The following is a 13,207-nucleotide window of genomic DNA, read 5'->3' on the forward strand; positions in this document are numbered from 1 at the left end:
GCCTGAGCCGGGAGGAGATGACGGATGGGCAGTCGCACCGCGCTGGTCGAGGATCTGATGGAGAGGTTCCCGCATGTACCGCGGGAGGCCGTCTTCAAGGAGGACCTGCTTCGGGGTGGCGTCGCCTTCGACCCGTCCGCCCTGAGCGACAACGAGGGTGGGGAAGTCAAGCCGAAGTCGTACTTCATCTTTTCGTTCGACCATGGCACCCTGCCCGAGCTGGGCGAGGCCGCGCTGCGCCGGCCCCCGGAGGAGATCATCCTCACCGGCGGCCCGTACGACCTGCGCCGCACGGTGGTCTCCGTACGGGTGAACCCGGCCTCGCCGTACCGGGTCGCCGCCGACGACGAGGGGCTGCTCGGGCTGTACCTGGACGGGAAGCGGATCGCCGACGTCGGTGTGCCGCCGATGCCCGAGTACTACCGGCACACCCTGTCCAACGGGAAGTCCGTCATGGAGGTCGCCCCGACCATCCAGTGGGGCTACCTGATCTACCTCACCGTCTTCCGGGTCTGCCAGTACTTCGGCGCCAAGGAGGAGTGCCAGTACTGCGACATCAACCACAACTGGCGCCAGCACAAGGCGGCCGGGCGGCCGTACACCGGGGTCAAGGACGTCGAGGAGGTGCTCGAAGCCCTTGAGATCATCGACCGGTACGACACCCAGAAGGCGTCGACCGCCTACACCCTCACCGGCGGTGCGATCACCAAGACGGTCGCCGGCCGGGACGAGGCCGACTTCTACGGGCAGTACGCCAAGGCCATCGAGGAGCGCTTCCCCGGGCGCTGGATCGGCAAGGTCGTGGCCCAGGCTCTGCCGCGCGACGACGTGCAGCGGTTCAAGGACTACGGCGTGCAGATCTACCACCCCAACTTCGAGGTGTGGGACCGCCGGCTGTTCGAGCTGTACTGCCCCGGCAAGGAGCGCTACGTCGGCCGGGACGAGTGGCACAAGCGGATCCTGGACTCGGCGGAGATCTTCGGCGCGCGCAACGTGATCCCCAACTTCGTGGCCGGTGTGGAGATGGCCGAGCCGTTCGGCTTCACGACGGTCGACGAGGCGATCGACTCCACCACCGAGGGGCTGCGCTTCTTCATGTCGCAGGGCATCACGCCCCGCTTCACCACCTGGTGCCCGGAGCCCACCACCCCGCTCGGCAAGGCCAACCCGCAGGGCGCGCCGCTGGAGTACCACATCCGGCTCCTGGAGGCCTACCGGGCCACCATGGACGAATTCGGCCTCTCCTCGCCCCCCGGCTACGGCCCGCCCGGACCCGGCCGCGCGGTGTTCTCGGTGAGCTCCTTCATGGACAGCCTGCCCGCCGCCGAGCCGGCGGAGGTGTGATCCGCGCCGAAAAACCGTCGGGGCGGTGAGCAGAACGGCGCCCCCATCCGTACCAGAGGCCGGAGTTGTGGTCCTGCGCGGATGCGGTCACGTCACGCGACCTCCTCGTCACCGGATTTGAATACAGCGCTTGTCAGTTGTGGCGAAGACGTGAAAGGCTCCTGCCGCCGCGAGGTTCCCCCCAACTCCACCTCCTCTATGGTGAGTTGACCTCGCACGTGGATGCAGGAGTCCCATGCCCGACCTGCCGACCCCCCAGGACGCCACCGAGGCCGCGCTGTTCTCGGAGTGCTGGGACGCGGTGCTCTCGTACGCCGACCTGTGCACCTCCGGCTCCCTGACGGCACATCAACTGGCGACCGAGGCGTTCACCCTCGGCATGCGCGAGGTCCGCGCCGCCGGGACCGTGCCCGCGCGCGGCCCCGGCCGGCGCGCCGGCCGGCTGCCGACGATCCCGGAGCTGCTGACCGCCGTACGCAACACGGCCGCGAGCTGGGAGGCCGACGGCGAGGGGCACAAGCTGGACCCCGACCTGAGGCTGTGGCTCAACTCCGGCCAGGCCGCCCGCTACACCGGCCCGCCGCTGCAGCGTCCGGTCGCGCTGCGCGGCCTCAGGGACATGCAGGAGGCGGACGCCTCGCTGCTGTGGCTCGCCGAGGTGGAGGCGCTGCCGCTGCCGACCGTGGCCCGCCGGCTCGGCCTCGACCCGGCCACCGTCGCCGAGGAACTCGACCAGGTCCGCGGCCTGTTCCGGGACCGCTGTCACCGCGCGCACGTCGACACCCCGATGGACGCGCAGTGCCGCAGCTACGCCCGCCTGCTGGACGCGGTCACTCGCTCGCCGGCCGCCGACACGCCGGGCGACCTCTCCCGGCACCTCGCCACCTGTGTCCAGTGCGCCGAGGCCGCCGCCTGTCTGCGGCTGCACGGGGGCGGGCTGCCCGCCGCGCTGGCCGGCGGGGTCATCGGCTGGGGCGGCCTCGCATATCTGGAGCGCCGGCGCCGCGCCGCCGAGGTCCGGCTCGGGGTGGGCCGGCCGGGCGCGGCCGAGGCCGACGGCGGCGACTCCGACGAGAAGGAGGGTCGCAGCCGCGTCCTGCGCAACGGCCTGCTCGCCGCCGCGGTCCTGCTGTCGCTCCTGGCCCTCGGCGTGTCGATGATGCCGTTCGACGGCTCGGGCGGCTCCGGCGACGACAGGGCGGCAGCGGCCCGCGACGACCGACAGCCGGTCGCCGACCCCGCCGACCCCGACACCGCAATCGCTACAGCCACCGATTCGACCCCCTCCCGCACGCCCTCGACCACCCCGTCCCCGACCGCCTCCAAGGGCAGGTCCGACCGCAGGAACCCCGACCCCGAACCCCAGGGCACCTCGGCCGCCACCACCAGCGCCGGCCGCCCGACCCGTACGACCGCCCCCGCGGCCGGCTGCCGGGTCGACTACCACCTGGACAGCCAGTGGACCGACGGCTTCCAGGCCACCGTCACCGTCACCACCGACAAGGCCCTCACCGACTGGCAGGTCGCCTGGCGCTTCCGCGACGGCCAGCAGGTCGGCCAGATGTGGGACGCCACGGTCGACCAGGACGGCTCCCGCGTCACCGCCTCCGCCGCCGACTACAACAAGTCCGTGTCCGCGCACGGGACCCTGACCTTCGGGTTCCTGGGGTCCTGGCAGGGGGAGAACCGGGCGCCGTACGACTTCACGCTCAACGGGGCGGCCTGCGTGACGAACTGACGGCGGGTGCCGACGTGTCCGCGACCGGTGCCCGAATTCAAATGCGTTGAGGTGAGCCGCCGGAGGCGGGCTACAGCGGTGACTCCCTACGGCTGGGACGACGCCTGGGCCGACGCGTTCACCCCGTACGAGTCCGAGGGACTGCTGCCCGGACGGGTGATCCGGGTGGACCGCGGACAGTGCGACGTTGTCACCGCGGGCGGCGGCGTGCCGACACCGCCTTCGTCACCCCGCACGACCCCCTGCGGGTCGTCTGCCCTGATCAACGGCAAGGCAGACGAACAGTTCGTCGCTGTCGCCCTGGACGTCGATGGACCATCAGGTGGCGGTGACAACCAGCATGGCCTGGTCGTCGACGGTGGCATTGCCTGCGAACGCGGTGACTGCGGCGGTGACGGACTCGATGAGGGCGGCGGGCGTGGTGGTCCGGACGGCGGCAAGCGCGTCGGCCAAACGGTCCTCGCCGAAGAACTCGCCGCCGGCCGAACGAGCCTCGGTGATGCCGTCGGTGACCAGGACCAGGCTGTCGCCAGGGTGCAGTTCGATGCCGCACGGACAGAAGCCGGGGTCGGGACCGATGCCCAGCAGCAGGCCCGGTTCGGCGACTTCCACCACCGAGCCGTCGGCGCGGCGCACGAGCGGCGGGACGTGGCCTGCTCGGATCAGCTTCAGCGCGAGGTGGGACGCGGTGTGCCGCAGTTCACCGTAGACGAGCGAAACGAACTGGTCCTCATCGGCGGTGCTCGCCACCAACGCGTCGTTGATGACGGCGACCACCGCCGCCGGGTCGTTCAGGAGACGGGCGGCCGCGCGTGCGGTGTGGCGGACGGTTGCGGTGGTCGTGGCGGCCAGCGCGCCGCGCCCGGACACATCGCCGATCATGAGAGCCCAGCGGTCGTCGGGCAGCGGGAAGACGTCGTAGAAGTCGCCGCCGACGTCGAGTCCTTCACCTGCCGGATGGTACGAGGATGTCAGGGTGGCGCCGGGAATCCTTGGCAACTCGGGGGGCAGCAGGCCTGCCTGCAGATCGCGTGCCAGCCGGACGCGGTTGGTGAACTGGCGGGCGTTGTCGGCACTCGATGCAGCCCGGCGGGCGAGTTCCTGCGCCAGGGCGATCGTGCGGTCGTCCAGGGGCAGGTCGGTGGTCAGGAGAGTCAGCACACCGAAGGCGTGACCCCGGATTGTCAGTGGCACGCACACGTGACCCGTGACGCCGAGCTGCGCGCAGCGGCCGTCGGTGTGGACAGCCTCGGTGGTGCCGGAGGCCAGCACGCGGGCGACTGCGGCGTCCACCTCGGCACGCAGTGCGCGGGAAGAGAGGAGCTCTTCCCCGTCCCGGGTCGACGCGGCGACGGCGATGCGCTGCGCCTGGCCGCGCTCCACCACATGGACGGAACACAGCGGCGCCAGGGCCGGAACGATCAGTCGCGCCATGCGCTGCAGGCTGTCGGAATAGTGTGTCTCGCGCGCGATGGCGGTGCTGGCTTCCAACAGGAAGGCGAGATCCTCTCGGGCTGCCCTCTCGCGCTCCTGGGCGGCGCGGCTCGCCTCCACCGCGGAGTGGCGTTCGATGGCCAGCGCGGCAATGCGGGCGAATGCCGCGCTGAGCGCCACGTCCTTGTCCGCGGGAACCTTGGGTATGCGGTGGTACATCGCGAAGGTGCCCAGCAGCCGGCCGTCCGCGTCCTGGATCGGAGTGGACCAGCACGCCGCGACCCCGGCCCGCGACGCCAATTCGCGATAGTCCTGCCACAGGGGATCGGTGGCGATGTCGGTGACGATCACAGGCTGGCGCCGGTAGGCGGCCGTGCCGCACGAGCCGACGCCCTCGGCGATGGGCGTCCCGTCGATCGCCTCGTTGTAGAAGTCGGGCAGGCGCGGGGCGGTGCCGTGCCGCAGGTGTTGTCCGTCGGCGTCGACGAGCAGTACCGAGACGATCAGGTCCGGGGAGAGCGCCTCGATCGCCGTGGCCATGCCGAAAAGGACCTCGTCCAGCGGGGCGTCGCGTGCGATCTGCTCAAGCAGCACGCGTTGCTCGGCGGCCAGGAGATGCGTGTGGTGGTACGCGGTGGTCTCGACCGCGATCACCACGACCCCGTCCATCCGGCCGACCGAGTCCCGGCGGGGCTCGTAGGTGAAGTCGAAGAACCCTTCCCGCTGCCTGCCCGGCCCGCCCAGCAGGAGTCGCCCGTCTCGGGCCCGGTACGCGACGCCCGTGCGGTAGACCTCATCGAGCCGGTCGAGGACGCCCTGCGGAGCCAGTTCCGGAACCACCTCCGCGATCGGCTCGCCGATGCGGCCGCGGTCGCCCCCGACGGTCTCGAAGAACGCCGAGTTCGCCGCCTCCAGCAGGTGTCTGGGACCACTGAGCGCAGCGAAGATCACCGGGGCTTGCTCGAACAGGCCCGCGTACTCCTCGCTCCGCCGGTTGACGGGGACGGAGTGGGCCATGGCCGAACTGCGAGGTTCGAAATGTGCAGACATGACAGGCGCCCTCTCCTGTCTCACTTTTCCACTCTGCCACACGTCTGCGCTGTTCCCAGGCCGACCGGGTGCCGAGCGCGTCGTCCACCCCCTGAACATCTTCGGCAGACGCGCATCGAGCTGGTGATCAGCAAGGACATGATCGTCGAGTCGTCCCCGATCATCCCGGCCGAGCGACAGGGTGTCCGACGGCGGTCGCCGCCCCTCCTCCGTGAGGAGAAGGCCCGCTCCTGGCCACTCGCGGCCGAGGCCCAGGCGGCTCCCACCAGCGTAGGCACGGTTTTCGCGAGTACGCGCTCGTATACCTGGCACTGTCGCGGGGCCCGCGGCCCGTGCGCTCGCCCCACTGCTGCACGCATGCCTCGACCGGGACGAGCCGATCAGCGACGGCGGCGGTTGGCGGGGCAGGGCGCTGGACGACGAGGTGCGGGAACTCGCCTGGACCGTTCCGGCCGCTCTGTCTGTCGGCCTCGTCCTGGACGTGGAGCACGTGGTGCTCCACGGTGGTCACCGCTCCTGCGGACGGGGCCACGGAGTGCACCATGCGGTCGGCAGGTACCGCTGCACCAAGCGGTCGATGTTGAGGTCCAGGGGGCCGAGGAGAGCATGCGCTGTCCGTCGGGCCGTACGTGCCGGACCGGTGCGCGCAGATGTGGGTGCGCGCGCCAACCGATCCAGCGGCTGGATCACGGCCGCCGCCCACGGGACGGACGCCTACGAGGCGGAGCTGACCCTGGACGGGCCCGACGGTCTTGCCGGGGAGTGCGACTGCCCCTACGGCATGGAGGGCAACTTCTGCAAGCACCTGGTCGCTCTGGGCCCGACCGTGCTCGCCGAGCCGGAGGCGGTGCCGGGGCAGCGCGGCCGGGCCAGGACTCGTGCCCAGGAGCAGGATGCGTGGCTGGCTACGCTCTCCAGGGAGCTGCTCGCTCTGGTACGTGAACAGGTCGCGGAGGACCGACAGTCGGCGCGTCGACTGGAACTGCGGGCGGCGAGTGCCCGCGGAGACTTGGTCGAGGTCCGCGCCCGGATCCGGGAACTCCTCGACACCGCCCCCTTCGAACGGTACGGCTACGTCGAGTACGTCGACGCCCACGCCTACGGCGAACAGGCCCCTCAGGCGGTGTCCGCGATCGACGCGCTGACTGCCGCCGGGCGGCCCGCGGACGCGATCTCCCTGTCCCGGGAGGCGATGCGGCTGCTGAGCCAGGCGCAGGACGCGATCGATGACTCCGACGGTCACCTGGGTGGAATCGGGGCTGCGCTTGCCGAAGCCCACCTCGGCGCGTGCCGCGCGGCATGCCCCGAGGTGGACGAGACCGCGCGGTGGCTGGTCGCCCATCTGCTCAGCGACCTGGACGATCTCACCGGCATCGACCCCCTCGACCACGAGGATGTCCTCGGCGCGCAAGGGATGGCCCGGGTAAAGGAGTCGGCGGCTGCGGCCCGGCGCCGCAACCGCACCGGCTGGGCGGAGAAGTACCTGATGGAACGGCTGGCCAAGGCGGAAGGAGACGTGGACGGATGGGTCGCCGTGCACGCGGCCGATCTCGCCCCGGACGGCAGCACCCACCAGAGCGTCGCCCGCGAACTGCCGCCGTCGGCCGGCCGGACGAGGCCCTGCGGTGGGCGGAACGCGGCATCGAGGAAACACCCGATGACGTCACCCCCGACCACGCTCTGATCGACTACCTCTGCGACCGCTACACCCGCGCCAACCGGCTCCTTGACGTCGTCGCCCTGCGTCGCGTCCAGTTCGCCACCCGCCACTCCCTGGCCGCGTACCAGCGGTTGCGTACGGCGGCACAGGCGGCCGGCTGCTGGCAGGCCGAGCGGGCACAGACGCTCGTGCTGCTGCGCGCCGACGCCGGGCAGCGACAGCAGTCCTGGTACGGCGGCCCGGTCCTGGTCGATGCCCTGCTCGACGACGACGGCGACGTCGACGCCGCCTGGCGGGCCGCGGCCCAAACGCGTGCGCACGACCGGCAGTGGCTCGCCCTCGCCGACCAGGCCCGCGCCATCCGTCCTGCCGACGCGCTCGGGGTCTACCTGCGGCTCCTCGACCAGCACGGCCTGCGACCCTGCCAGAAAGTCGGTGGCGCCGGAACGCGGCCGCCTCTAGGCTGAGATCCGCTTCACGCAGTGGCTGTTGGCCGCTGCCGTCTGCCGAGTGAGAAACGGGAGGTGTGACCGATGGCTGTCTCTGTGATGGGCGCTGCCCGCAACCAGAAGTTCATCCACTCCACCTCCGTGGCCTCCGGCTGATCCTTCCTGCCTTCTTGGCGCCTGCGCGTGCGCCCGGCCGGGGCCGCCCTGTGAAGGGTTTCCCTTGAATCTCTCGTCTCTTTCGGCTTCTTCCGCTTCGTCGCACCCTCTCGCCCCCTACGGCTGGGACGAGGGATGGGAAGCGGAGTTCGCTCCCTATGCCGAGCAGGGCTTCCTGCCCGGCCGTGTCGTGCGGGTCGACCGCGGCCAGTGCGACGTGGTCACCGCGGGCGGTGTGCTGCGTGCCGATACCGCCTTCGTCACCCCGCACGACCCCCTGCGGGTCGTCTGCACTGGCGACTGGGTCGCCGTCGAACCCGGCGGCAACCCCCGCTACGTGCGCATGTATCTGCCGCGCCGCACCGCCTTCGTGCGCTCCACCTCTTCTAAGCGGTCCGAGGGGCAGATCCTCGCGGCCAACGTCGACCACGCCGTCGTCGCCGTGTCCCTCGCCGTCGAACTCGACCTCGGGCGCGTCGAACGGTTGCTGGCGCTGGCCTGGGAGTCCGGCGCACAGCCCGTGGTCGTGCTCACCAAGGCCGACCTCGTGCCGGACCCGGTGGTGCTGGCCCACCTCGTCCAGGACGTCGAGACGACCGCGCCCGGCGTGCCCGTGCTCACCGTCAGCGCCCTGCACGGCGACGGCCTCGACGCGCTCGTCTCCCTCGTCGGCTCGGGCACGTCCGTGCTGCTCGGGCAGTCCGGCGCGGGCAAGTCCACCCTCGCCAACGCCCTCGTCGGCGACGACGTCATGGACGTACAGGCCGCCCGTGACGTGGACGGCAAGGGGCGGCACACCACGACCACCCGCAACCTGCTGCCGCTGCCCTCCGGGGGCGTGCTCATCGACACCCCCGGGCTGCGGGGCGTCGGCCTGTTCGACGCCGAGAGCGGGGTCGGGCAGGTGTTCTCCGAGATCGAGGAACTGGCCGAGCAGTGCCGCTTCCACGACTGCGCCCACGAGAGCGAGCCCGGCTGCGCGGTCCGCGCCGCGGTGGACAGCGGTGCCCTCCCGGTCCGCCGGCTGGACAGCTACCGCAAGCTGATGCGGGAGAACCAGTGGATCGTCGCCAAGACGGACGCCCGGCTCCGCTCCGAGATCCGCAAGGACTGGAAGCGGAAGGGTGCGCAGGGCAAGGCGGCGATGGAGGCCAAGCGGGGCCGGTGGAAGTAAGGGACGGATCGTGAGGGCGCGTTCCCGGCGGGTGGCTTCGGCGCCCGCCGGGAGCCGCTGCGCTTCAGCGCGAGCAGCGCGTCCATTTCCGTCGCCGATGTAGAAATAGACCACGAAGAGGCGTTTCGGCCTGTTCGCGGGTGCGGGACGATCCCGCATGAGCCCGCGCAGACGGCCGACGACCTCCTGGACCAGTGGGACGACTCAGCCCCCCAGTTCCGACGGCCGCCGCCCAGCTGCGCGTCCGATTTCCGCCAGCCCGCCCCGTCGCCACGCCGCACACTGGAACACGTGATGGACGAGGACACCAGGTACGAGGCGGTGCGCAGCCGGGACGGGCGGTTCGACGGGGCGTTCTTCTTCGCCGTCGAGACGACCGGGATCTACTGCCGGCCCAGCTGCCCGGCGATCACCCCGAAGCGGCGCAACGTGCGGTTCTTCCCGACGGCCGCCGCCGCACAGGGCTCCGGCTTCCGGGCCTGCCGGCGGTGCCGGCCGGACGCCGTGCCCGGGTCCGCCGAGTGGAACGTCCGCGCGGACGCCGTCGGCCGGGCCGTGCGCCTGATCGCCGACGGGGTCGTGGACCGCGAGGGCGTCGCGGGCCTCGCCTCCCGGCTCGGCTACAGCGCCCGGCAGGTGCAGCGTCAGCTCACCGCCGAACTCGGCGCCGGACCCGTGGCGCTCGCCCGCGCCCAGCGGGCGCACACCGCCCGGGTGCTGCTGCAGACCACCGAGCTGCCGATCACCGAGATCGCGTTCGCGTCCGGGTTCGCCAGCGTGCGGCAGTTCAACGACACCGTGCGCGAGGTGTACGACTCCACGCCGACCGAGGTACGGGCCGCCGCACCCCGGGGCCGGGGCAGCCGCCGGGCCACCCCGGGCGCGGGCATCCCCCTCCGGCTCGCCTACCGCGGCCCCTACCAGGCCACCGCCGTCTTCGACCAGCTGGCCCGGGAGGCCGTACCCGGCGTCGAGGAGGTGAGCGGCGCCCCCGGCGGCCGCACCTACCGGCGCACCCTGCGGCTGCCGTACGGCACCGCGCTCGTCGCCGTCGAGGAGCGCACCCAGGGGCCGAACGCGGGCGGCGGCACGCATCCGGGCGGCTGGCTCGACGCGCGCCTGCACCTCACCGACCCACGGGACCTGACCACGGCCGTGCAGCGGCTGCGGCGGTTGTTCGACCTCGACGCCGACCCGTACGCGGTGGACGAACGGCTCGGCGCCGACCCGCGGCTCGCCCCGCTGGTCGCCGCCCGGCCCGGACTGCGTTCACCCGGCGCCGTCGACCCGCTGGAGCCCGCCGTACGGGCGCTGGTGGGCGTGGCCGGAGCGGAGGACCTGGTCCGCCGGTACGGCAAGGCACTCGACGCCCCCTGCGGCAGCCTCACCCATCTCTTCCCGGAGGCCGCCGCCCTCGCCGAGGCCGACCTGGGCGGACCACTGGGCGCGCTGGCCGGCGCCCTCGCCGACGGCACCGTGCGCCTGGACCCCGGCGCCGACCGCGACGCCGCCCAGGAGGCACTGCTCGCCCTGCCCGGCCTGGCCCCGTCCGCCGTCGCCACCCTGCGCGTCCGCGCCCTCGGCGACCCCGACGTGGCTCCGCCCGGAGCGGACGTACCCGACAGCTGGCGGCCGTGGCGTTCCTATGCCGCCCAACATCTGCGTATCACAAGAGAGTTGAGAGACTGATGGAAGCGACCTACTGGACGGACATCGACACGCCGCTCGGCCGGCTCCTGCTCACCGCCGACCCGGACGGAGCGCTCACCTCACTGTCCATGCCGGGCCAGAAGGGCGGACGCACCGACCTGGACGGCCTGCGTCACGACCCCGGCCCCTTCCGCGCGGCCGAGGAACAGCTCACGGCCTACCTCGCGGGCGAACTCAAGGAGTTCCACCTGCCGTTGCACACCCACGGCACCGAGTTCCGTGAACGGGTCTGGGCCGCGCTCGACTCCGTGCCGTACGGCGGCACCACCACCTACGGGGAGATCGCCGCCCGCATCGGCGCCCCGCGCGCCGCCGTCCGCGCCGTCGGCGGAGCCATCGGCGCCAACCCCCTGCTCATCGTGCGCCCTTGCCACCGGGTGATCGGCGCGGACGGCTCGCTGACGGGGTACGCGGGCGGACTTGAGCGCAAGGTGTGGCTGCTGACGCTGGAGGGCGCGCTGTCGGCTTAGGGTTTCCTTTTCGGACAGGGAAAGAGAAGACGGGGGCTACGGATGACCGACACGGCCACGACCGACGAGTGGTGGAATCTGCTGCCGGCCGGGATCCGCGAACAGGTCGACGGGTACGTGCTTCAGGACGCCTACATGCAGGCGGTCCGTGTCGCCTGGGAAGTCGGACGTGCGCACGGTCTGGGGGTCATCGAGGCCCAGAGGGTCGTCCACGACCGCTACCTCCACCACGGCGACAGGATCGCCCGCACCCCGGACAGCCCCCTCGACCTGGAGTCACTGGCCGCCCGTGCGGCCGGCTGCCCCGGCCGCGTCCTGGCGATCGAGGCGGTCTGGGACGGCGACACCAGGCACGACTGGTTCGTGGCTCTGCTGGCCGTCACCGCCGACCCCGCCGGCGAGCATCGGCTGGCCACCATCTACCGGAGCACGGCCGTAAGGCACCTCGGAGAGCACGAGGTTCACGGCCCGCTGCATCCCTCGGCGGCAGCGGCCACCGGGGCAGGCACAGCCCTGGCCGCCCATCTCTCGGTCCCCTTCCACTTCGCGAGCCCCGACACGCCGGACGACCAGGCACCACGCTGGCGGCCCTGAGGCGCCGACCCGTGCCGGACGCCGTACGCCGAGCGGGTGGACCGGTGCGGATGTTCCGGCGCCCTGAGGCGGGCGTGTGGGACGGTCACCTGCGACGGGCACGGGGGAAGGGCGGGCGCAGGCATGGGCAAGGTCGGACGGGTCCTCGTGTCGCTTCTGCTCGCGGTGCTGCCGGGCACGACGACGACGGCCGTCGCCCAGCCCACGAGGCCGGTGTGGACCGGCAGTTGGGAGACGGCCCCCTCCGGCACCGCAGCGGCGCTGCCCGGGGCCGCCGTCCGCAACGTCGTCCACCTCAGCGTCGGCGGCGCGGCCGTGCGGATCCGGCTCAGCAACCGGCTCGGCACCGCGCCCCTGCAACTCGGCGCGGTCACGGTCGCGCTGCGCCGGGGCACCGGACCGGACGCGGTGCCCGGCAGCCTGCGCACCGCCACCTTCGGCGGCGTCCGGACGGCCGTCGTCCCGGCGGGACAGGACCTGGTCACCGACCCGGTCCTGCTGCCCGTACCGGATGTCGCCGACCTGCTGGTCACCGTGCTCACCCCGGTCGACTCCGGGCCGGCCACCTACCACCGCACCGCCCTGCAGACCAGCTACCTCGCCCCCGCCGGCACGGGTCACGCGGCCGACGAGGACGGGTCCGCGTACACCACGCCCATCGCCTACTGGTACTACGTCACCGGCGTCGACGTCCTCGGCACCGGCGCCGGCAGCGTCGTCGCCTTCGGTGACTCCCTGACCGACGGCACGGGCTCCACCACCGACACCAACCAGCGCTGGCCCGACAGGCTAGCCCGGCACCTGCGCGGCGACCGGCTCGGCGTCCTCAACGCCGGCCTCGCAGGCAACCGCCTGCTGCGCGACGGCGTCGGACCGAGCGCCCTGGCCCGCCTGGACGCCGACGCCCTGGACCGGGCAGGGGTACGGGCCCTGATCGTGTTCGAGGGCATCAACGACATCAAGGGCACCCCCGAGGCGAACGACCCCGCCGCCTTCGCCGACGCGTACCGCACCCTCGTCGCCCGCGCCCACGCCCGCGGCATCCGGGTCGTCGGCGTCACCCTCACCCCCTTCGGCGGCTACTCCGCGTACACACCGGCCCGCGAGGCGGTACGCCGGCAGGTCAACGCGTTCATCCGCACCGGCGGCGCCTTCGACGCGGTCGCCGACGCCGACGCCACCGTACGCGACCCGTCCGCCCCCGAACGCCTCCTGCCCGGCTACGACCCCGGCGATCACCTGCATTTCAACGATGCGGGGATGGGTGCGGTCGCTGACACCGTGAAGGGCGCCCTGACCGGCGCTCTGGCCGGGAGTGGCGCGGCGGTTGCCGGCTGACGGGTCAGCTTCTGAGCGCGTCCTGCCCGGGTACGACCCGGGCGATCACCTGCATTTCAACGATGCGGGGATGGGTGCGGTCGCCGACGC

At 72.4% G+C, this 13,207-nt stretch carries 10 protein-coding genes and 2 pseudogenes; 10 read left to right on the forward strand and 2 right to left on the reverse strand.

What is annotated here, in order from left to right:
• The first annotated feature begins 24 nt into the window (after positions 1–24).
• The 3 genes and pseudogenes from ACFY3C_RS41935 to ACFY3C_RS41945 all read left to right on the forward strand — a co-directional run.
• Positions 25–1,344, forward strand: a complete 1,320-nt coding sequence (locus tag ACFY3C_RS41935) for a radical SAM protein (RefSeq protein WP_389170434.1) — start codon at positions 25–27, stop codon at positions 1,342–1,344.
• A gap of 235 nt (positions 1,345–1,579) precedes the next feature.
• Complete coding sequence (locus ACFY3C_RS41940; protein ID WP_390774625.1) at positions 1,580–3,082, forward strand: cellulose binding domain-containing protein; 1,503 nt, start codon at positions 1,580–1,582, stop codon at positions 3,080–3,082.
• A 51-nt stretch (positions 3,083–3,133) separates the two neighbouring features.
• Positions 3,134–3,339 (forward strand): annotated as a pseudogene (locus ACFY3C_RS41945) (GTPase RsgA); the annotation flags it as partial.
• 61 nt (positions 3,340–3,400) lie between these two features.
• Here the strand turns inward: ACFY3C_RS41945 and ACFY3C_RS41950 are convergent.
• Positions 3,401–5,566 carry a SpoIIE family protein phosphatase gene (locus ACFY3C_RS41950; protein WP_390774626.1) on the reverse strand — a complete coding sequence of 722 codons (2,166 nt, stop codon included), beginning with the start codon at positions 5,564–5,566 and terminating at the stop codon, positions 3,401–3,403.
• Between the two features lie 454 nt (positions 5,567–6,020).
• A pseudogene (locus tag ACFY3C_RS41955) lies at positions 6,021–6,195 on the reverse strand (DEAD/DEAH box helicase); the annotation flags it as partial.
• A gap of 11 nt (positions 6,196–6,206) precedes the next feature.
• On the opposite strand from ACFY3C_RS41955, the gene ACFY3C_RS41960 reads away from it, so the two are divergent.
• From ACFY3C_RS41960 to ACFY3C_RS41990, 7 genes are all read left to right on the forward strand, one after another.
• Positions 6,207–7,250 (forward strand): SWIM zinc finger domain-containing protein, encoded by a 1,044-nt coding sequence (locus ACFY3C_RS41960; protein ID WP_390774627.1) that lies wholly within the window; start codon positions 6,207–6,209, stop codon positions 7,248–7,250.
• 107 nt (positions 7,251–7,357) lie between these two features.
• The gene (locus ACFY3C_RS41965) at positions 7,358–7,693 is read left to right on the forward strand and encodes a hypothetical protein (protein WP_390774628.1); all 336 of its coding nucleotides are present in this window, start codon (positions 7,358–7,360) and stop codon (positions 7,691–7,693) included.
• A 202-nt stretch (positions 7,694–7,895) separates the two neighbouring features.
• Complete coding sequence (gene rsgA / locus ACFY3C_RS41970) at positions 7,896–9,005, forward strand: ribosome small subunit-dependent GTPase A (RefSeq protein WP_390774629.1); 1,110 nt, start codon at positions 7,896–7,898, stop codon at positions 9,003–9,005.
• Between the two features lie 294 nt (positions 9,006–9,299).
• The gene (locus ACFY3C_RS41975; RefSeq protein WP_390774671.1) at positions 9,300–10,694 is read left to right on the forward strand and encodes a DNA-3-methyladenine glycosylase 2 family protein; all 1,395 of its coding nucleotides are present in this window, start codon (positions 9,300–9,302) and stop codon (positions 10,692–10,694) included.
• Positions 10,694–11,185, forward strand: coding sequence for a methylated-DNA--[protein]-cysteine S-methyltransferase (locus ACFY3C_RS41980; protein WP_390774630.1), 492 nt, complete (start codon positions 10,694–10,696; stop codon positions 11,183–11,185). The genes ACFY3C_RS41975 and ACFY3C_RS41980 overlap by 1 nt, the downstream gene beginning before the upstream one ends.
• Positions 11,186–11,227: 42 nt before the next feature.
• Positions 11,228–11,779, forward strand: coding sequence for a hypothetical protein (locus ACFY3C_RS41985; protein WP_386580767.1), 552 nt, complete (start codon positions 11,228–11,230; stop codon positions 11,777–11,779).
• Between the two features lie 123 nt (positions 11,780–11,902).
• Positions 11,903–13,117 (forward strand): GDSL-type esterase/lipase family protein, encoded by a 1,215-nt coding sequence (locus tag ACFY3C_RS41990; RefSeq protein ID WP_390774631.1) that lies wholly within the window; start codon positions 11,903–11,905, stop codon positions 13,115–13,117.
• Positions 13,118–13,207 lie beyond the last annotated feature (90 nt).

Origin of the sequence: Streptomyces sp. NPDC001410 (assembly GCF_042895235.1) — a bacterium.
GTDB lineage: Bacteria > Actinomycetota > Actinomycetes > Streptomycetales > Streptomycetaceae > Streptomyces.